The sequence below is a fragment of the Runella defluvii genome (assembly GCF_014195535.1).
Classification (GTDB): domain Bacteria; phylum Bacteroidota; class Bacteroidia; order Cytophagales; family Spirosomataceae; genus Runella; species Runella defluvii.
Genome location: NZ_JACIBY010000013.1, coordinates 18,334 through 42,749, shown reverse-complemented (window position 1 = coordinate 42,749; position 24,416 = coordinate 18,334). Strand labels below are relative to the sequence as shown.

Here is a 24,416-nt window from a genome sequence, read left to right as displayed (position 1 = left end):
AAGGGTTGCTCATAACCCGATTAAGTATCAAGAGTTGCTCACAACCCGCTTCGAAGTTACATACAATACATGATTACTCAACGGATGATTAGGCAAAAGAGGATGTAAAAACTCACCTACCTTCGTCATTCCGAGTCGAACCATTACCTGCTCAGAAGGCTGGTTGGTATCAGCCGTAAAGGCATATACTTTTTCTACTTTGAGGGTATTAAACGCAAAATCAAGACAGGCATTACCACCTTCCGTGGCATAGCCTTTGTGCCAAAAATCGGGATGAAGCCGCCAGCCTATTTCCAAACAAGGTGTAAAAAAACTCTCAAAACGAGGATGGTTGAGGCCAATGAATCCAATAAACTGACCGCTCGAAAGTTCGTCCACCGCAAACCAACTATAACCACGCTGGTCGATGAGCGCTTTCATTCGTTCGACCATCTCGCGGGTTTCGTTTTCGGGAAGAAGGTTTGGGAAAAACTTCATCACACGTGCGTCCTGGTTCATAGCCACGAACCGAGGCACATCGCTGTCCTGCCATTGTCGAAAACCGAGACGCTCGCTGGTGAAAATATAGTTATTGTGCTGCATTCCAGATTTCCCACGCTTTTTCAGCCTGTAGATGGAGCATCGGAAGGCCGTTGTGCGTTTGGGCGTTTTGTTCTTTTCCTTTTTGTAAAAACAACGTTTCCGCAGGATTATACACCAAGTCGTACAAAAGGTGCTGCTCTCCCAATAAATGATACGGAATCGCGGGGCAATCCTCTACCTTGGGGTAAGTTCCAACGGGCGAAGTGTTGATAATCAACGAATGACTGTGGATAACTTCCTCAGTAAGGTCATCGTAGCTGATGGTCGTTTCAGTTTTTTGACGAGAAACCACCTGATACGCAATTTGCAAGTCGTTCAAAGCTGCAAAAACCGCCCTAGCAGCACCTCCGTTGCCTAATACCAATGCTTTGAGATTGACAGGCGTTCTTTGCAACGAGTCGAGCCATTGCTCCAACGACGACCGAAAACCGTAATAGTCGGTGTTATACCCTTTTAATTTCCCATTGGGAAGAATTTTAATGGTATTGACCGCCCCAATCCGCGCCGCAGAGGCCGCGTCCAATTCATCCAAAAAAGGAATAACGTTTTGCTTGTGCGGAATGGTCACGTTGAGGCCAACCAAATCGGGATGTGCGGCAATGAGTTGGGGAAAATCTTGGTAATTCGGCAATTCTAACAACTCATAGCGGCATCCGCTGATGCCTTCTTTTTCAAATTTTTCGGTAAAATATTTTTTTGAGAAAGAGTGAGTCAACGGGAATCCAATTAGGGCAAATAATCTCATGGTTGGCTTAAAACAATTTTTTGACTTTCGTTAAATGTTGGGGTTCGGACTTTGATATGATACGTTCCGTAGGGCAGGTCGCTCAAATCTAGTTTTTGTTGACCTACCAAACTAGCAAACGTTTTGGTCATCAACGTACGCCCCGTTTGGTCATAGACGATGATGGTGACATCGCTCAAATTTTCTAATGCTTCGATGGTGACATTTCCATCGGTACTTGGGTTGGGAAAAACACCTATGCGGGCGTTGCCACTTTCCAGCACAAACTCATACGCCGCCGATGCTTTGGACGTACATGTCAACGTAGTACTGTGCTTAATCGACGAAATCACCGTATAACTTCCTGCTTGTGTCGTTCGGATGGTCGCGGCGGTTTCGCTGAGGGCTTGGCCGTTGTTTGTCCAAGCATAAGTCGCGCCTTCGGTCGGGTTACTCACTTGTAAGGCATAAATTCCCGATTTTTGAATGACGGGCGTAGCGGGCAGGGTTTTAGCCTCCACCCGAACCGCACCCGTATATGGCGACTGACAGCCCGATTCATCACGAATACTAGCCGCGTAATTACCTGATTGTTTGGCGATAATTCTACTTGTTGTTTCGCCCGTATTCCAAATCACCTGATAGGGGCTTTCTACCCTCAACCCCACTTGTTCGCCTTCGCAGAACGTAGTGCGCCCTTCAGCAATAACGGATGGCGGATTAGGCAGTTGAATCACCCGAACCGTGATAGGATCAGAGGCCGAAGAAAAACAGCCAAATTCATTTTTGACGGCAACCGTGTAATTTCCCGCCACGTTGGCATTGATACTTTGCGTCGTTGCGGAGTTAGACCACTGATAGCCCGCCGCTTGTGAGGCGGTGAGGGTTACAGATTTATCCGCACAAATCGTCGTTGAGCCCGTTACATTGATGGTCGGTTTTTCAGGGAGCGGATTAACCGTAATCTTAATGGGGTTTGAAGAAGGGGAAGTACAACCCGTGGTTGGGTCATAAACGGTGGCGGTAACACTACCCGCCGAGTACGTTTTTATGCTTCGGCCTTCATCGCCCGTACTCCATTTAAACGAACTCCCCGCCGAGGTAATGGTGAGCACCGTATTATCAAACAAGCAAAAAGTCGTAGGTCTTTCACTAATCACCGAAGGAGCCGTGGGTAAAGGATGAACCGTTACTTTAAATGGATCAGAAATGGCCTCACAGTTGTTGCCATCCCGATACCGCACTCGGTAGTCGCCCCCAGTAGTGGCTGTGACCGTTTGGGTTGTTTGAAAATTACTCCACGAAAGACCCGAGCTATAATTGGTTGTCAACTGTACTTGCCCACCTACACAAAAAGTTGTGGCACCAAGTGCCGTAATAGTAGGTTTGTCAGGAAGGCGGTTGACGGTTACGGCAATGACATTAGAAGACGGTGATTGGCACTGATTGGCGTCCACCGTGCGTGCTGAATAACGCCCCGTGAGGTTGACCGTCACAGTCCTTGTATTCTGGCCATTGCTCCAAATGTAGCCCGCTTGAGCAGAAGAAATTAGCGTAATCACTTCATTTTCACAAATAGTAGGCGTCCGATCAGCGCTGATGGTTGGGGCAGCTGGCAGCGGATTGGTTTTAATAGTAACAGGGTCAGAAACAGGTGAAGAACAGCCATTGACATCTGTGATAGCCACAGTAAAAGTCCCCGCTTGTAAAATACTGATGCGACGATTACGAGCTCCATTACTCCAATTGTACTGGGCCGAATTGGTAGAAGTAAGAACCGTACTATCGCCTTCACAAAACGTAAGTGGGCGCTCCGCCGTAATCACGGGTTTGGCGGGAAGCGGATTAGCCGTTACTTTGATGGAGTTAGAAATGGCATCGCAGCCATTGTTATCCCTAAAACGAACATTATATGTGCCCGACGTCGTTACTTTAATGCTAGTGCCTTGTTCGCCGTTGCTCCACACATTTCCTGCCGAATAATTGGAAGATAATGTCACTTCTCCCCCTTCACAAAACGAGGTGTTACCCGAAGCACTAATACTTGGGGCGGCAGGTGGCGTGTTTACTACCACCACCACACTCGCAGGCTCCGACGTACAACCTTGGCTATCGAGTACCCGTACTTCATAAATTCCCGACGTACGGGCGGCAATCGTTTGGCCACGCTCGCCGTTTGACCAGCGGTATTCGTTGGCACCACTGGCCGTTAAGCTCACCGAACCACCCTGACAGAAAGTAAGCGCTCCTGACGCATTAATGGTAGGTTTGGCTGGCGGAGGCGAATTGACGGTACTCACGGTAAACGAGGCTGCACTGCTACAACCATACAGGTTTCTAGTAGTCACCGTATATGTTCCTCCCGAAGATACATCAATACGCTGGCTGGTGGCTCCTGTACTCCAATTGTTATCAATGCTGCTGCTCGACGTTAGGCCAATGCTACTTCCTTGACAAAGAGGAACTTTCCCGTCAACCGCAATACTAACGGGAGCACTTTGTAGGTTGTTAGGAACGGTAATGGAAGGCGTAAAATAGGTATTTCCTTGGGCATCTCGGACGGTAGCCTGATACGTACCTGGACCAAAGTTGGCAGAAGACCCCGTGGCACCGTTGTTCCACTGCACCGAAACAAACGGCCCTTGAACGTTGATATTGAGTTGATTTCCTCCCGCACAACGAACCGAAAAAGAAGGATAAGTACCTGTTTGTGGAGAACAATTATTAAAAAAATTATTATCGAGCGAATTAGCCCATACGTTGGCGGCATCTGATAATCCTCCATTTTGCAAGTGAGCTCCATCAGGACGCGGAATCTGAACCTCATCGGTATTAGGGCCAAAATAAGCAGCCGATGTATTAAAAACGGTTTGATTTTGACCGTTAATCACCTCTTGGCTATTTTTCCCTTTATAATGAGAAACCCTTGCCACTACCCAACCTACATTTTTACCAAAATGCTGCCGCGATTTGTTGATGACTGTCTGCAAATTAGACGCATACAGGTTGGCGTTGGTATTGAGAATATTATCGGCTTCGCCTTGGTGCCAAAGTACTGCCCGCACGCCTGTAAGACTTGCATAATAGTTGAGGGCTAAACGTAAATTGGCATAGGGTTGCCCAGGTGGATAGGTGTCGTTGATATAAATGCTACTTGTAGTGCCTCCATCAACGGTTTCAGACCAGTTTTTGGAAGCAGTTCCTTCCCAACCTGCATTATAAAATAGCACTGGGACATTCAGCCGATTGGTCAAAATATCTCCCAACCTTCCCCAGCACCAAGAAGACAACCCGCGCGGACTTATATTGCTGTTGTCGCTCATCTTGACAAACGACGGCGCAGGCAAGGAGTTATTTTGGTGCGTACCGTTATAGTAATTCACGCAGTTGACGCGATCATCGCCAGGGCTAGGTGCACCGTAGTTGAAAAAACCTTGGGCGTTTGATTGTCCTGCCACGACAAATACTTCTCCGACACCCACCCGTTGAAGCTCGGTAGTAGTTACCACATTTCCATTGGCCATTCCCCTGATTTGCAATTCATACCAGCCTCCCCTGACCGAAATACTTCCTGAGTAAAACCCACCTTGCGGATTTTCTTGGATAGTTCGCCAGTCGGTTTGCTCTCCTTGCCCACCGACCATTGGCACCACACGTGCCTCCACTCGGTCGATGCTTTGAGCATACTGCCCCGTAATAGGAATCGTTCCGTTGCCTGCATTATCGCGCTGAAAAACGATTCGACTGCTAGGGAACGTAATGCTAATTTGGGCAACTATAGTAAGTGGTAGAAAGAGCCATAGTAAAAAGTTGACAAAATAGAATAAGTATGCTTTACTAAATTTCATTTGTTCAGCTTTATGGTGGAATATATGTTTACTACCGCAAAAAAAAGGTTAGTAACAGCGCAAATAAATAGCTATTTACGCTTGGTACTAACCCACCTTATTTTGATTTTATTGGATGTTTATTTTAAGGATTTAAAACCTTCCAAATCAAATCTTTCAGCTCGTTTATTCCTTCTTGCATCACCGCCGAAATAAATACGTACGGTATGTCGGTAGGAAGTGTTTTGATGAGATCAGCTTTGGCTTCGTCGTCAATTAAATCCATTTTCGAGATGGCCAAAAGTCGTTCCTTATCTAATAGAGTTGGGTCATACAATTCTAATTCACGAAGCAAGGTACGGTATTCATCCCCTGCGTTTTCGCTAGTGGCGGGCACCAAAAACAACAAAATAGAGTTGCGTTCGATGTGTCGCAAAAAGCGCAATCCTAGTCCTTTTCCTTGCGAAGCCCCTTCAATAATCCCAGGAATATCGGCCATTACAAACGATTTAAAATCGCGGTAAGCCACCACTCCGAGGTTCGGGACAAGCGTTGTGAACGGATAATCGGCAATTTCGGGTCTTGCCGCTGATACCGTCGAGAGCAACGTTGATTTTCCAGCGTTTGGAAACCCAACCAATCCCACATCGGCAAGGAGTTTTAGCTCCAAAACAATCCATTCTTCTTGTCCGGGTTCGCCAGGTTGGGCGTAGAGGGGCGTTTGGTTGGTTGCTGATCTAAAATGCCAGTTTCCTAAACCACCGCGTCCTCCTTTTAACAAAATCACCTCCTGATCGTGCTCGGTTACTTCGCCCATCACCTCCCCAGTTTCGGGGTGGCGCGCGATGGTTCCGAGCGGTACTTCTATGATGACGTCATTTCCTTGCTTTCCGTTGCAACGCGCCCCGCTGCCACCTACACCAGCCTCCGCTTTGATGTGCTTGCGGTACTTCAAGTGGAGGAGCGTCCAGTGCTGCGAGTTTGCTTTCATAATGATGTGCCCACCACGTCCGCCGTCGCCACCGTCAGGGCCACCTTTGTCCACAAATTTTTCACGTCGGAAGTGTGCAGAACCTGCTCCACCCGCTCCCGAGCGACAGTTTATTTTAACGTAATCTATAAAATTGGAAGTTGCCATAGTAAAATAAAAAACTCGCGTGATGGACCTAAATGGCATCACACGAGTTACAAAGTTGAGAAAGAAAAGGGAGAGTCTGTATGAAACTCCCGTTAAAATTTATTATTCGGTCTCGATTGCCTCACAAAGTTGACCAAAAATATGGTCAATTTCGCCAATCCCGTTCACCACCGTCAGCTTGCCTTGGGCTTCATAATAAGGCAGTACGTGAACCGTTTTGTTGAAATATTCATCTATACGCTTTACCAGTTTATCCTCGTCGTCATCGGCCCGTCCGCTTACTTTTTTGCGTTCGGCAATACGGCGTTTCAATTCTTCTTCGTTGACATCCAGCTGTAATACGGCTTTGATATTGGTGTTTTTTGACTCCAAAAACGCATCGAGAGCTTCGGCTTGGGGAACAGTACGGGGGAATCCGTCAAAAATAATTCCTTTTGCGTCAGGATTTTTTTGCACTTCTTCTTCCAACATATCGATGGTGATGGAATCTGGAACCAAAATCCCGTTATCGAGCAAATCTTTCACCCGCTTACCGAGCTCGGTTTGCTCTTTGATGTGCATCCGGAACAAATCTCCCGTAGAAATGTGAAATAGCTGGTATTTCTCGATGAGCTTTGCCGCTTGGGTGCCTTTGCCCGCACCGGGAGGGCCAAAAAGTACAATGTTAAGCATCTGATACAAGGATGTTTAGAAGAGGGAGTCTTACGGTTTAAAGTGTATAAAATGCAAATTTACAATTTCGTAACACTCCTCAACGGTTTTTCCTCACAAATTAACAAAGGAATTTGCTAAAATGGAGTAGGTTTATCCAACTAGGCTAGTGCGAAGGTGCTTTTACGCTCCCCTCACCCACCCTGTCTCACTGTCATCGCACTCCCTCTTCTCCCACAGCTATGCACCCCAAACTTCAACAGTGGCAATACATAGTAAAACGTAGTTATGTTTATTTATCTAACACCTAATTAAACAATACAAATACTCATCTACCGTTTACTAAATAACTAAAAAACAACATTAACCTTAAAAAAATACGTATCTTTGAATATCCATCTACCCTTTTACACGCTGCAACCTATGAAAAACTTCTGACTTTGCAACAAAAAATTTTACACTAAAAAACAACGTATGAACATAAAACCATTAAGCAAGCTATTTCTATACGCTACGGTAGCAATGCTGATGAGCGTGAGTTGTAAGAAAAAAGACCCAAGTGCTTGTGGACCAGATAATGGGCATTACCGCTACGTCAAAACTATCAAAGATGCACGAGCTGATTTATACCAAAGTGCTGGTTTTGTCATTGAAGGAGGAGATGCACCGCTTATTTGTCCCTTTCAAGAAGAGAAAATATTACCTTATGAAAATACCTATGTGAGGGGAAAGCCTCAACCTTTTAAATACCGAATTTGGGGACGAATATTCAACTGTGATGCCTGTCCTACTTTTACCACTGGCCCTGCTCCTTTCATTGTCATTGACAAAATTGTAAAAATTGATTAACCAACCTGCATCATGAAAAATACAGTAATATTTTACCCTGTATCTATAAATCGCTCAAATAAGCGGTATTTCGCAGTGCCAACTCAAATACCTATGTGAGAGGATAACAGGGCATTTAAAAGCCTTAACAAAAGGCCCATCAAAAATTGCGAAATCGTCTTGCAGGCAAAATTTAACAAGCAAAGCACACACACAAATAATTAACAACCAAATAGTTAACTTTTTATATACGTATATAAAACACCCCTGATTTAATAAAATCGCACTAAAAAACAACGTATGAACATGAAACCATTAATCAAGCCATGGCTATACGCCGCTGGTATTATTCTATTGGCACAAAGCTGTTCATTTGACCCTACTATAAATCGACAAGCAACTATATCTGGTACGGTCATTGACAATGTCACTCAATTACCCGTACCTAATGTGGAAATTATGGTTTATGGCCAAAAGGGGGTATGGAGTTCTGTTAGTGGCGATTTAAAAACTGTATATACGGACTCCACTGGGAAATACAATATAGTTATTGTTCTTCCTAAAGAATTTCATTCATTTGAATTGATAAACAACTATAACAGCGACCCAAACGTGGCATTGAAATACAGAGGCTATCATACTTATTTGAATGGACAACAAACTCAAAATTGTTGTAAGGTAGAGATGGGATCAAAGGCACAGTATGATTTTAGGATGATACCTAGATAAAAAGGCGACTCCCTAAAAGAATCACCTTTTTTATAAACCCTAAATGCTTTTTTCGCTACTCCACTCCGCATCAGCCTCCATAACACCGAATTTCAAACAAAGCCGCAGGAACTACGTTTGACGGATGTTCTACTTCAATCGTGAGCGTTGTTGTTTCAATCGGCTCGCGGAACGTAATGATGCGTTGGCTTTGGTGGTTGTCTTTGATTTCGGCAATGACTTCTTGTTGCTGGTTGAGAACCCGCACATTTTTCACACAAAACGGCATTTCATTTTCGGGGTGCGACATCAAGACCGTTTCCATCGGGTGGTCAAAATCGGTATCAAAGTGCAGGACAAGCTCCCGAATCTGCTGGGGACTGTCCCACGAGAGCTGCACTGTTGGGTGTGCGTCTGTTGGACTAGAGACCCAAGCATTGGGCTGACAAGTAGGCCGTTGAAGGCCATTGCTTAGGTGATTGGCTTGAAATAGGCTTAGAGGTGGCTCGAACTTTAAGGATAAATTTTTACCCGCAGGACGGCGCTGTGGACACCAAAACTCGAACGTATCCACGCCGATGTCTTGCGTAGGCTCCTGTTTTCCGTAGTTAGAAACCGCTTCGTTGATTTGATTGAAGACAGTCAGTAAGCCCGTTATTCGTTGGTCTGAGTATTGTAAGCGTACTTTCTCATTTTTCAGGATGGTCATAAACGCGTAGCCCAGTGGACTTTCGGATTGGGCGACCCGAAGTTGATTGAGTTGGGGACGATAGTCAGCCTCATCAAACGCCAAATGCACACAGTTGCGGCCTTTTTGCAATGAAATGGTTTGTTGACAAAGCGTTACATCAGGCGTATGATTATCGGCCTTACTCGAAACCCGCAGTTCGATTTGAAGCTCGGTCGGTTCGTCGGCGTAGGGATGGAGAATCACTTTTCCTAAAGGCGCATTGGAGAAAGGAATCATTTGAGCCACCGAAAAGACCATCGGTTGGGGTTCACCCGACGGTAATAATTCATCTAACACCAACTCGCTGCTGGCCGAAAGGATGGCCGTTTGTACTAAATCTTGGTCGTCTTTTAGGCGAAGTTGAGGGATGTGCTGTCCCGTTTTTAGCAATGCTTGCTGTAGAGACGCAATATGTTGCTTCTCAGAAAGCTGACGAGGCAAAAGTCCTTTTTCGATGCACAATTTTGCAGCCATTCCCACGGCTTGCCCAACGTGCGCACTCGTAGCCATCACGCGCGACGACGCAAAGGCCACGTGACTGGCCGAAATGATGCGCCCCGCGAGGAACAGGTTGTTGATGTTGCGTGAATAAAAACAGCGGTACGGAATGCCGTAAATGCCCTTGCTGTGCCACTGATTACAACTCGATTGTCCAATTTCGGAAAAAACACCATCAGCAGGGTGCAGGTCGATAGACCAGCCGCCCAAAGCCACATCATCGTAATGCGTCCGTTGCTCTACTATGTCTTGCTGAATCAGCATATAATCGCCCTCAAAGCGACGACTTTCGCGTTTCCCAGGGATTTGCCCCACCCACTCAAGGGTAAGATTTTCGGCTTCGGGAAACTTTCCTGAGTTTTTGATGTAGTCCCAAACGCCATAAATCACTTTCCAGAGCTCCCATTTGATGGTTTCGGTGTCGTGGACGGTATCGAGGCGACCGCCGTATTCGACCCACCAAAGTTTACAGCCAAACTCGTTGGCATTGAAAGAACGGAATTTGGGGACTTTTTGGGTAACATCGTGGGCAAAACTCGGCGCGACAAATTTGACGGGCTTACCTGCGTTTTTGGAATAAAAATAAAGGCTATGTCCCAGCAGCTCGCCGTATTCTTGGGAAGGCGCAAATTTTTCCCCAAACTCTTCCCGAGATTCGGCCCCCATCCGAAAGGCCGCGCCTGCCAGAAAACCTACGATTCCGTCGCCCGACGCGTCACAGAAGAGCGGTGCAGAGAGTTCGTAATGCGTGGAGTTTTGGGAACAAAACCCGTGAATTTTCGAAATCGTATCTGGCCCCGATTTTTCCACTTCGTAAACGCTCGTGTTGAGCAAAAGCGTGATATTGGGTTCGTTGATGGCTTTTTCGAGCAAAATGGTGTCAAAAATAAGCGGATTGCTGTCGGGATTGCGGTACATGTTTTCTACCAACAATTCGTCGAGAACGCCGCCTTCGCGCGCCCAGCGGTTGTTGTTGCCCATGTGGGAGGTGGCTCCTAACACCCACAGCCGAACTTCACTGGACGCGTTGCCGCCCAATACGGGGCGATCGGTGACCAATACGACCTTGATTCCAGCGCGCGCGGCGGTAATGGCACCACACAGCCCCGACAATCCTCCGCCTACAACGACCAAATCGGTATGATAGTGAACACTTTTTGGAGCTCTTTTTTCTATGGCTTCTGCTTTTATCATGCTTGTTTGCAAAAGTTATTTGTTATGAGACCTGTAAGGTTTTCAAAACCGCTCCGGCGGCCCGGCTTACAGGTCTGAAATCTATTTTAATTCAAAGGTCTCACTGATGACCGAATCCTTGTCAGACATTCCAAGTTTTGGAAACTTGGAATGTCTATCTAGCATCTATTTTAATTCAAAGGTCTCACTGATGACCGAATAGCCCGTCGGTTTGACGACTTCCAGCGTGAGTTTTTGTTCAAAACCACGTACAGGAAGCGTTATTTCGACACTTTGTCCTGGGGCTAAATCGGGGACGTTAAAAGTGGCTTCGCCCGCTTTTAATGTGTAGTTTTTCAACGCATAGGCAGGAAAGTCGCTGCGGTTTTTGACCCGAATAACCAACTGATGAATACCTTGCCCTCCTCCCTGAAAACGTACTTTTTCGAGCGTAACGGGCGACATTTCACGGCGATGGGCGTGGTAAAGGGGACGCTTGTTGCGCTCTGGCCCCACCAACCCCCACGGACGATAGCCGTTGGGGTTCGTACCTACGTGTCGGCTTTGGTAATCATTAAAAGACCACCACGAAGCGCCCACGATGTATGGACGCTGGCGAATCTCAGCCATCACCTTTTCCAAATGGCTGACTTGCCCTGCTTCGCCCGTGGGCGTATCGGCGCGGACTCCCCACTCGCTGATGAGAATGGGCTTGTCGGGGTACAGTGCGTGGATGTGGTCAAATATCTTGGCATGGTTGCCATAAGTATTGGTCGATACAAAATCGCAGTATTGAGTAGCTTCGTCTTCAGGTTTGGCGGGTAAAATATTCAGACGCATGGAAGCGAAGGTAAACAAACGACTGGGGTCAAGGCTTTTGCCATAAACCATCATGTCTTTGGTCCAACGTTGTCCCGAAGGTGTTTCGGACAAATATTCATTCCCAACGCTGTACGCAATCACGCTGGGATGATTCCAGTCGCGTTCGGCCATTTCTCGAAACTGCTGTTTGAACTTCTGACGAATGGTGTCATTATCCATCTGAGCAGGCGTCAGTTGCCAGTTGCCCGCTTCCGTAATAATAAGCATCCCGTAGCGGTCGGCCAAGTCGTAAAACGTTTCGCTGGGGGTATAGTGGGTCAGGCGATGAAACTCCATTCCCGCTTCTTTCATCAAGCGAAAATCTTTTTCGACCAACCAATCAGGTTCTAACGAGCCCAAACTTGGGTAATCAACCACCCGATTCCCGCCCGCCAAGCGAATAGGTTGTCCGTTGAGGAGCAATTGGGCATTTTTAACTTCTACTTTACGAATTCCAAACGAGCTTGAAAGGGTATCGCTACCTGCCACGGCTTGAAGCTGATAAAGCTGAGGCGAGTCGATACTCCACAATTTTACATCGGCGGCTTTGAGTGAAGTTTCGGCTTCCAGCAGCCCCGTTTTGCCAGCACCAACGGAGGTTGAAGCATTTTTCCAAACCAATTTTAAGGCTTGATTTCCCAACAAAACGGAAGTAGCGAGTTTGGGATTTTGGGTTTGGGAAGAAGCGTTGCGGACGCGGGCTTGCAAGCGGAGGGTCGCCGTTCCCGTCGCTAAGTCGGGCTGAGCGTCAATTTTAAGGTTTTCGAGGTATAGTTCGGGCTCAATGGTTAGATAAACGGGGCGAACTAATCCTCCGTAGTTAATCCACCCTGGAAAAGGGTCGTTGGCATTGCCGTTGTCTTTCGCGCCAGGAATAGAGCCCGTTTGCCACGTATCGTTATTGACAGAAACAGCCAGTATGTTATCGCCCGATTTTAGGTAGTCAGTAATGTCAAAATGAAACGGCGTATAGCCACCTTCGTGCGTTCCAATTTTTTGGTTGTTGACCCAAACGGTTGTGGCATAATAAGCTGCATCAAAGTGCAACAAAATACGTTTACCCGACTGCACTTGCCACGGAAACGACTTGCGGTACCAGACGGTTCCTGTGTAAAACTGATAGCGCGGGTCCACCGAAAAACAGTGAGGCACGCTCACTTTGTCCCACGCTCCTACGGCGTAGTTGTCTTTGTACCAGCCTTTAGTCGCTCCGACTTCTCGCGTATCCATGGCAAACGACCATTGTCCATGCAACGGAATGGCGTCGGAGTGACGAATGCTAAATTGGGCAAAAGCTGAAAATGATAGTAAGAAAAATAAACTTGTTAATTTCATGTGTGATATGTATTGATTATCAGGGCTAAAGCCTATTTTTATTTATTTGCATTACCCCAGGCTAAAGCCATGGGGTTAGAGAAGGGGCTAAGTGACCCAATGGGCGGGCTTCAGCCCTGACTGACTTCCTCTATTTTTTCTCCCATGACGGTAATTCGTCTAGCAGCACGCCACGGAATAATGGCTCCTAACAAAACTGCCACTGCAATCCCCGCCGTGAACATTCCGCCCGATGTTGCAAAAGCACTTAATCCCAGCAATACAACTGCGACAAACACCAACGCTCCCGCAATGACCTGCATTCCGAAGCGGTTTTGGCGTTTTACTTCGGTCGCTTCTTCTTCGGTTTCAGCGAGCTTTTCGGCCTTACGCGTCGCTTTGGAGGTCAGGTACGATTCGTATTCTTCGGCTATGAGTCCTTTTGAGCGGGCGTACAATTCATAAACTAAAAGTAACACCAACGGCAGACCAATGCCCACGATGGTTTCGACGGCTCGGCTTAGTTTAAAATCTAATAACCAAGGAGACAACACTTTAAAGAACAGGTTGACGGTCAGGCCAATAATCGTAATCCAGAAGGTGGTTTTGCCGTTGATACGTTTGGAAAACAACGCCCAAAGCGGTGGAGCCAGCAGCGGCCCACCCGAAATGGCCGAAATGCTCAGTACTACCTCGACAATCCCGCCCGCGGCAGGCACCAACAAGGCAATCACAATCATCCCCAGCCCAAATCCCCACGATGAGCGTCTTGCTACCTTAATGAGTTGTTCGTCAGAGGCTTGAGGATTGATAAAACCTTTGTAAATATCATTGGTAAAAACGGCCGAAACGACGTTAAGGGTCGTATTGGCACTGGCAGAAGTCGAGAAGTACATTCCCGTGAGCATCAAGCCAAGCAAGCCTGGCGGCAAAACAGCCTTGCAAATCATCAGGTAGGCGTTTTCGGTGTCTAATCCTTCCAAACTAGGGTTCAAAGCCCGATAAATCATCGGAGGCAACATCCAAATCATGGGACTGATGAAATACAACGCCGCAAACAAAAATGCGACTTTACGGGCCGATTTAGGGCTATCGACACTGGTATAACGTTGAACAAACGTCCAGTTGCCGCCAATGTACGCAATGTGGTAAAACACAAAAGCCATCACAAACCCGAAGGTGTATTCGCCGTGAAGAAGGTTGAAAAAATCATCGGGCACTTGCTGGGTAAAACTCTCAAAACCACCGACTTTACTGAGCGACAATGGAAGCAAAATAAACACCGCTGCCGTCAAAATAACAAACTGCAAGATGTCCGTGACCATCACTGCCCACAGCCCGCCAACGGCCGTGTAAGCAATCATAAAAACTCCCAACACGATGGTGGACTCAATCAGGGGAAAGCCTAACGAAACACTCACCAGCTTAGCCACGGGGTACAGCACCGACCCTTTGATAAAAACTGACACCAAGGTAAAAATGCCAATATAAGTTTTCTGGACGCGTTCGCCGAGGCGTTCGCGGATAAACTCTGCCGCTGTGAGGTTGCCCGTAGCGCGCCAACGTGGAGATAAAAACAAGCCCGTTACAATGGCTCCAATGCACATCGTCCATTGAATCGTAACGGCTACCCAGCCGTGTTTGTAGGCAATTGACCCCCACGCCACGAACGTACCTGCGGAAAAAAAGGACATGAATAGCGACAGTCCACCAATGAACCAAGGCACGGCTTCTCCTCCCGCAAAAAAGGACTTGAGGTTGCGCCCCGTGCGGGCAAACAGCATCCCAATTCCGAGCACAAAAGCCGAGAAAATAAAGATGACGGCGGTATCAATCAGTGAGTTCAAGCGTCTAAAGTATGTTAGATTTTGAAAATGGATGCTATTTTTGATTAATAGAAAATAAAATGAGATATTTCACTTTAAATTAATCCTTTATGAAAACGACTAAGACAGTGCTTGACGAGAAAGAATGGGAAAGAATTCACCATGCTCTTAAAGTAGCCACAGCTCCTAAATTAGAAAAAGCAAACGAAATACTTAAAAAAGTACCGCTTCCTATCAAGAAGTCTTGAAATGGTCACTTACTTCGCCACAGTCATCACTTCAAAGCCTGCACCTGCCAATTGCTTTTTGTAAGGCTTTCCGTTGATAGTAATTTGAAAATCAGTGGATTGCAAGCAATTGTTTAACAAAATCACAAAAAGCGTATCTTTCTTCTCCGACTCTGCCAAGAGGTAATCGACCGTAGGATTGTCAATTTTGACCAGGTTTTCGTCAATTTTCAACCATGCTTTTTGGCCATTGATTACGCCAGGTGCAAAACCGTAACTCTGATGCGGCCCCACTTTGGGCGTCACAAAACCGCGCGGGAATGTAACTTGCCGACCCGAACGTAATTCTGCCTCTGACATGAGGTAGTCGGTAAGCCAGCCGATTTGCCACCAAGCGTGGTGCGGATATGGCCCCGAACCTTGGTTCATCACCCGCCAATAATAGGAAGCTACGCTGGTTTTGGGTTCGACAAACGCATCGCGCCCCCAAGCGGCCGAGCGGGCTAAATCTGCGAAAATACGTTCGTTAGTCAGTTGGTACATCCTAATAAACAAGCCCGCATGACTTGCCAGTTGGATAGGCCCGTGGGCATTGGATGAGCCAAAAATCCCGCCGTGTTCAAAACTCAAACCTACTTGCGAAATCTCCCAATCCTCGCGCTGAGTACCGTTGACAGTTTTTAAGGTACGATTCGGAATAGGGTGGGTATAAATCGACGTGGTATAGACTTTGGCGGCTTGGATAGCAGCGGTTTTGTAGGTAGGATTTTGTGTAATGTCGTACAAATCCAGCAATGCTTGTGCCGACTGCGCCGTGGCAAAGTCGGGAGCGTAGCGGGCATCGCCGCATACGCCCAGAAAACTTCCCTTTTCGACCGCATTTTTCACCAACCAATCCGCCCCTTTTTGCGCCGCCGCGAGGTACTTGGGGTCTTTCAATATACGATACGCCACCAACAACCCATAAAACGTAGGACGTACGTCTTGGATGTCGAGGAAAGCCTCTTGTTCGGTTTTGCGGTCGTAGGCAACACTCCAACTTCCGTTGGCTTTTTGGGTCTTTAACAACCATTCAGCCCCTGCTTGAAGACGCTCTCTAAGTGGTTGATTATCGGGCTCGAACAATAAAATATTACCCAAATCGAGCATAGTGTAATACGTCACTGCGATGGGTTCAACTACCTCACCCCACTCCTCCGTGAATTTTTTTCGTTTAGCCAAATAATACTGACCCGCCAACGCCCCGTTGAAGAAACCTGGCTCGGTGATTTGCTGGGTAAATTTAAAATTGAGGGCGTAAGGAAGTACATTTTTGGTAAGCAGGGTGTCTCTGGTGGCGTTGGCCAGCATCCAAATAGCGCCGTAGTCGGAGTTTTTCATGGCGTCGCGCTGCGAACCTACCACGCCCCCCAAGTACGACTGCGCCCCAATTTTCAATCCTTTGTATTCTTCAATGTTCCAAAGTGCTGTTTTCGGATTGGTCAAATAATGGTGCATTTTTTGGATGCGGTCGGTCAGCGACTGCTTACTTTGGCGAAGCTCCAAGGTTTGTTTGAGTTGGTAAATGTCATAGGCGGCGTGATTAATCATGCTAAACCAATCGCCTTCCGACAGGCTATAACGAAATGAAAATGTGACGGTTTCGCCCGCTTTTAGGTCGGATTTCGGCTCGCCCAAAACGGGATAATACAACGTAGGCGCTAACTGCGCTTTGCGGTTTTTGTGAGAAAGTCCAATATTCCAATCGTGGAGGGTTAGCTTGTCTTTGGCCCAAGGGTCACGACAGTAATCGGGGTCAGGAATGACCGAAACCGTAATGCCTGTTTTGATCGTGACGAGTGGGCTAAGCGTGCTGGCCGAGCGCTCGCGATAGACCACGGGCAACGTCGGAACCCCATGCCCGTAGGCATACGCCAAGGCAAAATTGGGTTGCATGTAGTTTCCCTGAAAATACCCAGGAACAGCCGCCCAGGCCATGTCAGCCTCGCTGATGGAGCTCAACGTTGGGGTAGCCAACGAAAAATAGCCCGCTTGCTTGGACGTGAGCGTTTGCGTTACGAGGACGTCGTTGGGAAATTTAGGGTCAAAACGCCAGGTAGAGCGCACACGTGCCTTTTCGGTTTCGTGCTCAAACGTCAGCTGATTGGGTGCGTTTTGTATCCCTTTTTGAGGGTAAAAATGAGCCGCAGTTCCTGCCGTATTGAGCGAGACGGGGTTGGTACTTTCTGCCCACTGTTTGGTTTGGTAATGGTAGGCATCTTCGGGAAACTTATTGCCCGTAATGCTCTTAAAAACGGAGTCTGACTCTAGCTTGGGTTTTTCGGTGCTGAATAGCAACGTGCCTTCTCCCGAAGGCGTTTTTAATGGCACCCACTTACTGCCTTTTTTAACCGATAACGCTTTGATTTGCCAACCTGCCGCGCTGTTTTCCCAGCGAATTTTCACCGATGAGTTTTCTAAAACCAAGGCTTTCTGAGCCCATATTTCCCCATACATCATTGAGAAAACCACTGCCAATAAGGTGCGTATTGTTTTGGTCATCGTATTGTTTTTTGTCACTCAACTTTGTTTAATTCATTTGATTAAAAGCGCTACTTTTTTGGCAAAACCCAATGTTCCGTAGGCAACTTCCAACGAACGACAGTCGGTTGGGATTTTGTAGGTAGCCCTAAAAATACCCGTGTTTTCACCCGTTTCGGTTACCTCTAACGTATCGTTTTTTTTGCCGTTTATTTTCAACGTGACAAGCCCCTTCTCGACCTTATTCCAGTCCATGTTCAAAGCGGCTTTTAGCTCAATAGTTACCGTTTGTCCCGCCTTGGTTTGCTTGATTTCTTTTTCGGAAGCATCCAAAAGGGTCACTCGGTGACTACCCAGCGTCGAAAACGTCAGCGTGGCCTGCCAGCCTCGGTTCGAAACACACCAGCCTTCGGTGGCATAAGCATCTTTGCCAATCAAGTCTTTGGGGTCGTTGCCCGTCGGAGTGGTAGTGGCTGATTTCTGAAAATCTTTGTCGAGCGGTGAGCCATCAAGCGTGCCGCGCACTTTGCCCAGCATTCCGTAGCCATTGGGATGAGCCGACGGCCAACCTTTCTCGACGCCTTCCCAATAACCATTGATAGCTAGTCGTTCGGGACTTTTGTTACTCAAATGCGCACCTACGGGATTTACCCCAAACACAAAATCGACTTGTGCCCACCCGATGTCGCGCAAGCGGCGGTCGTTGAGCAAATGCGCCACGGCAAACATCGACCCACCCAAGGCAGGAGCACCGCCCAATTCCTTGGTTTTGGGGTGAGCCCATTCGGTTTCGCTGTGGACGCGGTATTTCCAAAAATTACTGGTTTTTTGGTGCATGTGCGTAGCCCAAGCCTGCAATTTTTCCTTCGTGCCTTGGGGGGCGTGCTCGGGAGCAATCAGTAAAAAATAGGCCAACGCTTGCGGCGTGATATGCTCGGCGTTCCGAATCCACCACATGTGGCGGGGGTTGTTGAAATCCCAGTGTTGGATGATGTCTTTGGCACTTTCTTGCGCCCACGCGAGGTACTGTTGCGGCTTGCCATCGGGTTCGTTTTTTTCGCACAAATACATGAACAAATTGCTGAACACCGACTGCCCGTAGGCATTGCCCATTTCGTTGAATTCCTGAAAACCTGCATCCACCCATTTGTTGCTGTACGTCCAGTAGCGCACTACTTTGTGGCGGTCGTACTGCGTCCATTTTTCATGGCAGACTTGTCGGTACTTGAGGTATTTTTCGCGGGGCAAATAGGGCTTTAGAAAATCATGGTAAGCGGCACAAACGACCGAAAGTTGGTCGAGCAGGTTCCAATAATCGTAATTCATGCGCGGTTGTCCTTCGTAGCCGAGTGAGCCGTGGCGAGTGCCCACAGGGCCTTGGTACGCCACGTGGGCATAGGCAAACTCCGCGTGCCACAAAATCAAGTCAATCAAATCGGGCGTATTTTTGTCCCCAAATTCGGTTTTCCAACGGTCGTACAACGAAGGATTGGAGGCGTACTGGAGGCACTCAAAAATTGTTTCTAAGCCATACGCTCCCCCGTCGCGCGAAGGGCCTCCACCATAGACTTTGGGCAAATTGGCGTTGATGGGGTCTTCAGAACCGCGTACATCAATAAAAAACTCGTAGCCTAGTTTTGACGACAATTTCTCAATGAGATGGTCGGCAATCCAAAAAGGAACAGAGGCATTATAGCCTTCGATTTCGACCCGAAATTCGTCTTTGGAGACGGGATTAAAAGCTGTAAACCAGCCTTCTTGGTTGATAATTTCGCCTTGAAATTCGACACGACCAGAAGCGGTATTCACGATTTTAAACTTCGCTCCATCTTTGGCTCCTAAGCATACAAAATGCTTTGATTCTCCGCGATTGTACCCCGCTTGGTTGACCAAAATCTGGGCAAATGCTTGAGGATAGCTCATAAGCCACCAGCCAATAAGGTACAACAAACACAGGATACGCTTCTTTTTCATTTTTAATGTTGCTTTAAATTTTACCCGCAGATGGCACAGATTAAATCCACGCAGATGGACGCGGATTTATAACTCCATACGTCCCTTTTTCAATTGCTTCGCTACTTACTACTTCCAAGCGGGGTTTTGTTCCAACTTAGGATTGGCATTTATCTCGTCTAATGGAATTGGGAAATACTTGTTTTTGGCCGTTGGCGTACGCGTTGGATAGACGTTGTTCACCGCTTTCGGAATGACATTCATAAATTTGTCGGTGCGGGTTAGGTCGTACCAGCGATCACCTTCGGCAAAAAACTCCCACGAACGCTCCTGCAACACCGCATCAATGAACGCATCTTTACTCAATCCTGCTTTCAAATCAGGTAAGCCTGCGCGTTTTCTAATGATGTTTACAAAGCCATACGCCACGGCAGTTGCTCCGTTCAATCGAGCCTCAGCTTCGGCCGCAATCAGGTACATATCGGGCAGACGCAAAATCGGAATGTTCGGTATCTGTCCGACGATGGTGTTCGGATCTTGGTATTTTTTGATTAATACCCCTTGCGTCGTAATCGGCGTAATGCTGCGTTGAGGCACGGTTTTACCGCTTCTATCCAAGTACGTTGTGTCTAGCAATTGGCGACGCTTATCGGCGGGGTCAAACGAATCAAAGAATGACTGATACGCAAACATCGACCCAAACGAGGTGCGAGCGTAATCTGCTCCCGCATTGCCTGGAGGGCCACAAAGACCCGTCAACTGGTGAGCGCGCCCTGGTGAAATGGGTGCTACTTCAAACGCCCACATGTTTTCAACCCGCGCCGCATCTTCTTTGTCATAACGATACACGTCGCGTACATCGGGCATAAGTGAGTACTTGCCCGAATTAATGACTTCTTGGGCTTTTTGCATTGCTTTTTGCCAATCTTCGTTGTACAGCGCCGCTTTCGCATACAGGGCGTTTACAACTTCCTTTGAAGGACGACCTTTTTCCACAGCAGGATATGAGAGCAGTCCTGCGGCGAGGGCTTGGTCTAAGTCGGTGTAAATCTGCTTATATACATCGGCCTTGGCGCTTTTGGGAATGGTTGCTTCGGCTTCGGATGTACTTGGTTTTGTTTTGACAGGAACGTCTCCAAAGTTCTTGGCCAAATTCCAGTGGTAAAACGCCCGCATAAAATAGGCTTCTCCAATAATTTGTTTTTTGCGGGTTTCGTCCATGACCGCTGCGGGCACTTTTTCGATAATCCAATTGGCTTTTTCGATGCCATCGTAACACGACGCCCAAATTTGCTGTGGCGATTCGTTGGTACGTCCTGCCGTGCGTTGGGTGGTGTAATTGGCGTCATAAGCAAAAAGCGTCAGGGTATTGCGACCTACTACCGCCCGTGGATACGACTGGTCGGCGCTAAAATCGGACACAATGGTGAGCGCAGGCCCAACGCCCATGTCACCCAAAGGGTCATAGACAGCGACAAGCCCTTTTTCGGCATCGGCGGCCGTTTTATAAAAAGCCTCGGTATAGATGGAGGAATAAATGGTTTCGTCTAAGCTACAGCTCCCCAGCCCCAAAAGAGGGAGTAAAAAGAAGAGCTTTTTGGTTACTGATTTCATATGTCTTGTACGAAGTTTCTTATTATTTGAACTAAAATGCGTCCCATCGGGGGTAGGCTTAAAACGTAACTTGAATACCGCCCAAGAACGAACGCGCTTGTGGATACACAAAGTTGTCGATACCAATGACGGTATTAGAACCCGCAAACGTATTTACTTCGGGATCAAACCCACTGTAGTTGGTAAGGGTAAATAAGTTATTTCCAGAGACATACACCCGAATATTTTGTACGCCTTTGATGGCAGGAAGCGTGTAGCCAAGGGTAAGATTTTTGCAACGAATGTACGAACCGTCTTCTACGTAATAACTGCTCACGGGCAAACGTCCTCCTTGCGCAGCACTGACGTACTGGTTGCTTGGATTGGTGGGCGACCAGCGATTAACAACGCCTTTCAACAAGTTGCGCTGTCCGAGTGGGTTTTCGAACGACAAACGGCTGAGGTTGTAAATATCGTTGCCTTGCGAACCCGACAAGAAAGCGCTCAAATCAAAGCCTTTGAATGACAAATTGGTAGAGAAACCAAAAATAAAGTTGGGATTAGGGTTCCCCGTAATGGTTTGGTCGGCAGAAGTGATGGTGCCGTCTCCGTTGAGGTCTTTGACTTTATGACCACCCAAACGCCCGTCGTAGCCTGGCAAGATGGTTTCGCCCGTTTGATTAATGCCGTCGAAAATATACGATTTGATTAATCCCAACGGTTCCCCAACTTTCAAAATAGTGTAGCTCGTGATAAAACGCTCCGTGGTGGTGCCTCCGTCGAGGTCGAGTACTTTGTTGCGATTGCGGGTCAAATTGGCCGATACGTTCCACTTGAGTGGCCCGTCCAAAATGCGCGCATTGGCCGCAAATTCAACCCCTTTGTTTTCCAACGAAGCATAATTTCCCGTAATGCTTGCATAACCCGAAGAAAGTGGCAACGTTTTGATATACAGCAAGTCGCGGGTGATTTTATCATATACGTCCACAATCAAGCTAAAGCGGTTGTTGAGGATACTCACATCCAATCCGACGTTGGCTTGGGTTGATTTTTCCCAACGCAAGTCAGGGTTAGCAATACCCGTTGGGTTGATGCCCGTCACGTAAGCGTTGTTAAAAACATAATCGCTTCCCGTGGCGGCTACTGTACTTAGCGACTGATACGGCGAAATGCCGCCAGCGTTCCCCGTGATTCCGTAGCTTGCCCGTAGTTTGAGGTCAGAAAGCCAAGTTGCGCTTTTCAAAAATGGCTCTTCAATCAAGCGCCAAGCGGCTGATACGGCAGGAAAAAATCCGTATTTATTGTTGGCTCCAAAGCGGCTTGAACCATCCACGCGGGCGGTCAAATCCAAGAAATACTTGTCTTTGTAGCCATAATTTACCCGACCCATGTACGAGTCCAAACGTTGCTTGCTACGGCTACTGCTGACGGTGCGGTTGAGGGCGAGTTGCAACGCTTCGTTTTGGGTAGCGTCGTTGGGAAAACCCGAAGCACTAATAGAATTGGCATTAGAAAACTCGGCTTGCGAGGCAAAAACTCCCGTAAACTTCAGGCTATGGTTTGTGGCAATGGTTTGCGAATAGGTCAAAATGCTTTCGTGCAAGAGTCCCAAGAAATTGCTATTGGATTTTGAACCCGAACCAGAATTGTCGTTTAAGTCTCTCAAACTAACGATTGAACGCGGTGAATAGCGGTCGTTGATATTGTTCTGTAAATCCACGTTAAAAGATGCCCGATACGTCAATCCTTTCAAAATAGTAGCTTCACCGTAAAGATTCACCAATGTCCGTTTGAGGGCGGTTTTGTTCAACACCGCTGCAAGTCCAAGCGGATTCGTCACCTCACGATACCGCCCGTCTTCTTGCTCGCCAAACGGAAAAATGCTGCCGTCGGAGCGATAAGGTTTCAAGGTGGGCGGTGCACCGATGGCCGCACCCAAGATGGTACCCGTTACGACGTCGGCATCACCTTGGCTGGTCGAACCCGTCTGAATCCCCGAGTTGACCGAATAACTGCCCAAAATACTCGTCCCGACTTTGACGCGATTGCTGATTTTATGGTCGAGGTTTAGTCGATACGAGTACCGTTTGAAATTGGAACTGATGATAATTCCATCTTGGTCAAAATAATTGGCCGAAAGCGCTACTTGGGTTTTTTCATTACCGCCATTGATGGATAATTGATGGTTTTGAATGGGCGCTTCACGGAAAATGAGGTTTTGCCAATTGACACCTTCCCCCAACGACGCAGGGTCTTTGTAATAGCTATTTTTGAACACTTCATTTTCTAGCTGGGCAAATTCGGCAGCATTGAGCACGGGCAGCGTTTTGGTTACTTTTTGAACCCCAAAATAGCTATCAAGCGTCACGCGCGTTCCACCGCTTTTACCCCGTTTGGTGGTGATTAGTACCACGCCGTTGGCCGCACGAGCTCCGTAAATAGCCGATGCGGAGGCGTCTTTTAACACTTCTACGCTCTCAATATCATTGGGGTTGATGGTCGAAAGCGGACTCACGTCGTTGATACCTCCACCGTTAGAAATCTGAATTCCGTCCACCACGTAAAGCGGTTCAGAAGTTCCGTTGATGGAGTTGGTACCGCGAATTCGGACGCTGACATTTCCGCCTGGAGAGCCTGAGTTTTGGTTAATCTGAATCCCCGATACGCGCGCTTGTAGCCCCTGTGCCACGTTGGCAACGGGTGTTTGCACTAAATCCGAAGATTTAACGGAGGCAATCGAACCCGTAGTTTCGATTTTTCGCTGCGTACCATATCCTACTACAACCACTTCATTGATGGACTTGACGTCGGCTTCAAGTACCACGTCTATCACAGTCCGATTATTTACCTCAATTTCTTGTTTGAGGTAACCAATAAACGAAAACACCAACGTTGCTTTGGTAGGAACCCCACTGAGTTGGTACTTGCCTTCAGCATCAGAAACAATTCCTTTCTGCGTACCTTTTACCGTCACATTTACTCCTGGAAGTCCATCTCCCGAATTGTCGGTGATTTTTCCTTTGATGGTCAGGTCTTGGGCGTAAGCATGGGTCACAAGACCTACTACAAGCAACCATATTCGTAATTTTCCCAGCATAGGATTTGAATGTTTTAATAAATTGAAAATATACAATTTTTAAGGGTTTGAATCATCGGCTATCAAAATGCCCTATGAGCTATTGAAATGACGATTTTGAGGGAAATTAGGAGGTGATTTTAAATAATCAACAGAAAAAATTGAATTTTAACCACAAAAACTATCG

At 47.3% G+C, this 24,416-nt stretch carries 15 protein-coding genes; 3 read left to right on the top strand and 12 right to left on the bottom strand.

Going from position 1 to position 24,416, the window contains the following annotated elements:
• Positions 1-27 precede the first annotated feature (27 nt).
• From FHS57_RS24095 to FHS57_RS24075, 5 genes are all read right to left on the bottom strand, one after another.
• A complete protein-coding gene (locus tag FHS57_RS24095; RefSeq protein WP_221225721.1) occupies positions 28-582 on the bottom strand; it encodes a GNAT family N-acetyltransferase in 555 nt (184 codons plus the stop codon).
• Positions 569-1,327 carry a shikimate dehydrogenase family protein gene (locus FHS57_RS24090; RefSeq protein ID WP_183978184.1) on the bottom strand — a complete coding sequence of 253 codons (759 nt, stop codon included), beginning with the start codon at positions 1,325-1,327 and terminating at the stop codon, positions 569-571. Before FHS57_RS24090 ends, FHS57_RS24095 begins: the two co-directional genes overlap by 14 nt.
• Complete coding sequence (locus FHS57_RS24085) at positions 1,324-5,154, bottom strand: T9SS type A sorting domain-containing protein (RefSeq protein WP_183978182.1); 3,831 nt, start codon at positions 5,152-5,154, stop codon at positions 1,324-1,326. The genes FHS57_RS24090 and FHS57_RS24085 overlap by 4 nt, the downstream gene beginning before the upstream one ends.
• A gap of 124 nt (positions 5,155-5,278) precedes the next feature.
• The gene (gene obgE / locus FHS57_RS24080) at positions 5,279-6,271 is read right to left on the bottom strand and encodes a GTPase ObgE (RefSeq protein WP_183978180.1); all 993 of its coding nucleotides are present in this window, start codon (positions 6,269-6,271) and stop codon (positions 5,279-5,281) included.
• A 102-nt stretch (positions 6,272-6,373) separates the two neighbouring features.
• Positions 6,374-6,943 carry an adenylate kinase gene (locus FHS57_RS24075; protein ID WP_183978178.1) on the bottom strand — a complete coding sequence of 190 codons (570 nt, stop codon included), beginning with the start codon at positions 6,941-6,943 and terminating at the stop codon, positions 6,374-6,376.
• A 453-nt stretch (positions 6,944-7,396) separates the two neighbouring features.
• Here FHS57_RS24075 and FHS57_RS24070 point away from each other — a divergent pair, with 453 nt between their 5' ends.
• Both FHS57_RS24070 and FHS57_RS24065 read left to right on the top strand, forming a co-directional pair.
• Complete coding sequence (locus FHS57_RS24070; protein WP_183978176.1) at positions 7,397-7,771, top strand: hypothetical protein; 375 nt, start codon at positions 7,397-7,399, stop codon at positions 7,769-7,771.
• Between the two features lie 285 nt (positions 7,772-8,056).
• On the top strand, positions 8,057-8,479 hold the full coding sequence (locus FHS57_RS24065; RefSeq protein ID WP_183978174.1) for a carboxypeptidase-like regulatory domain-containing protein: 423 nt from the start codon (positions 8,057-8,059) through the stop codon (positions 8,477-8,479).
• Positions 8,480-8,549: 70 nt separating this feature from the next.
• On the opposite strand, the gene FHS57_RS24060 is transcribed toward FHS57_RS24065, so the two are convergent.
• The 3 genes from FHS57_RS24060 to FHS57_RS24050 all read right to left on the bottom strand — a co-directional run bounded on the left by FHS57_RS24060 (position 8,550) and on the right by FHS57_RS24050 (position 14,881).
• Positions 8,550-10,880: an FAD-dependent oxidoreductase gene (locus tag FHS57_RS24060; RefSeq protein WP_183978172.1), complete on the bottom strand. Its 2,331-nt coding sequence runs from the start codon at positions 10,878-10,880 to the stop codon at positions 8,550-8,552.
• 165 nt (positions 10,881-11,045) lie between these two features.
• Positions 11,046-13,055 carry a glycoside hydrolase family 2 protein gene (locus FHS57_RS24055; protein WP_183978170.1) on the bottom strand — a complete coding sequence of 670 codons (2,010 nt, stop codon included), beginning with the start codon at positions 13,053-13,055 and terminating at the stop codon, positions 11,046-11,048.
• Positions 13,056-13,165: 110 nt separating this feature from the next.
• The gene (locus FHS57_RS24050; protein WP_183978168.1) at positions 13,166-14,881 is read right to left on the bottom strand and encodes a sodium:solute symporter family protein; all 1,716 of its coding nucleotides are present in this window, start codon (positions 14,879-14,881) and stop codon (positions 13,166-13,168) included.
• Positions 14,882-14,970: 89 nt separating this feature from the next.
• On the opposite strand from FHS57_RS24050, the gene FHS57_RS24045 reads away from it, so the two are divergent.
• On the top strand, positions 14,971-15,108 hold the full coding sequence (locus tag FHS57_RS24045; protein WP_183978166.1) for a hypothetical protein: 138 nt from the start codon (positions 14,971-14,973) through the stop codon (positions 15,106-15,108).
• A gap of 9 nt (positions 15,109-15,117) precedes the next feature.
• Here FHS57_RS24045 and FHS57_RS24040 read toward each other — a convergent pair whose 3' ends face one another.
• From FHS57_RS24040 to FHS57_RS24025, 4 genes are all read right to left on the bottom strand, one after another.
• Positions 15,118-17,586 carry a glycoside hydrolase family protein gene (locus FHS57_RS24040; protein ID WP_374758005.1) on the bottom strand — a complete coding sequence of 823 codons (2,469 nt, stop codon included), beginning with the start codon at positions 17,584-17,586 and terminating at the stop codon, positions 15,118-15,120.
• 75 nt (positions 17,587-17,661) lie between these two features.
• Entirely contained in the window at positions 17,662-19,581 is a 1,920-nt protein-coding gene (locus FHS57_RS24035; protein WP_183978162.1) for a cellulase N-terminal Ig-like domain-containing protein, read from the bottom strand.
• A 108-nt stretch (positions 19,582-19,689) separates the two neighbouring features.
• The gene (locus FHS57_RS24030) at positions 19,690-21,174 is read right to left on the bottom strand and encodes a RagB/SusD family nutrient uptake outer membrane protein (RefSeq protein ID WP_183978160.1); all 1,485 of its coding nucleotides are present in this window, start codon (positions 21,172-21,174) and stop codon (positions 19,690-19,692) included.
• Between the two features lie 58 nt (positions 21,175-21,232).
• Positions 21,233-24,250, bottom strand: coding sequence for a SusC/RagA family TonB-linked outer membrane protein (locus FHS57_RS24025; protein WP_183978158.1), 3,018 nt, complete (start codon positions 24,248-24,250; stop codon positions 21,233-21,235).
• Between the last annotated feature and the right edge of the window lie 166 nt (positions 24,251-24,416).

Coding starts and splice junctions, on each gene's coding strand:
- FHS57_RS24095 (WP_221225721.1), bottom strand. CDS start 582: ATGCAGCACAATAACTATATTTTCACCAGCGAGCGTCTCGGTTTTCGA.
- FHS57_RS24090 (WP_183978184.1), bottom strand. CDS start 1,327: ATGAGATTATTTGCCCTAATTGGATTCCCGTTGACTCACTCTTTCTCA.
- FHS57_RS24085 (WP_183978182.1), bottom strand. CDS start 5,154: ATGAAATTTAGTAAAGCATACTTATTCTATTTTGTCAACTTTTTACTA.
- obgE (WP_183978180.1), bottom strand. CDS start 6,271: ATGGCAACTTCCAATTTTATAGATTACGTTAAAATAAACTGTCGCTCG.
- FHS57_RS24075 (WP_183978178.1), bottom strand. CDS start 6,943: ATGCTTAACATTGTACTTTTTGGCCCTCCCGGTGCGGGCAAAGGCACC.
- FHS57_RS24070 (WP_183978176.1), top strand. CDS start 7,397: ATGAACATAAAACCATTAAGCAAGCTATTTCTATACGCTACGGTAGCA.
- FHS57_RS24065 (WP_183978174.1), top strand. CDS start 8,057: ATGAAACCATTAATCAAGCCATGGCTATACGCCGCTGGTATTATTCTA.
- FHS57_RS24060 (WP_183978172.1), bottom strand. CDS start 10,880: ATGATAAAAGCAGAAGCCATAGAAAAAAGAGCTCCAAAAAGTGTTCAC.
- FHS57_RS24055 (WP_183978170.1), bottom strand. CDS start 13,055: ATGAAATTAACAAGTTTATTTTTCTTACTATCATTTTCAGCTTTTGCC.
- FHS57_RS24045 (WP_183978166.1), top strand. CDS start 14,971: ATGAAAACGACTAAGACAGTGCTTGACGAGAAAGAATGGGAAAGAATT.
- FHS57_RS24040 (WP_374758005.1), bottom strand. CDS start 17,586: ATGATGTATGGGGAAATATGGGCTCAGAAAGCCTTGGTTTTAGAAAAC.
- FHS57_RS24035 (WP_183978162.1), bottom strand. CDS start 19,581: ATGAAAAAGAAGCGTATCCTGTGTTTGTTGTACCTTATTGGCTGGTGG.
- FHS57_RS24030 (WP_183978160.1), bottom strand. CDS start 21,174: ATGAAATCAGTAACCAAAAAGCTCTTCTTTTTACTCCCTCTTTTGGGG.
- FHS57_RS24025 (WP_183978158.1), bottom strand. CDS start 24,250: ATGCTGGGAAAATTACGAATATGGTTGCTTGTAGTAGGTCTTGTGACC.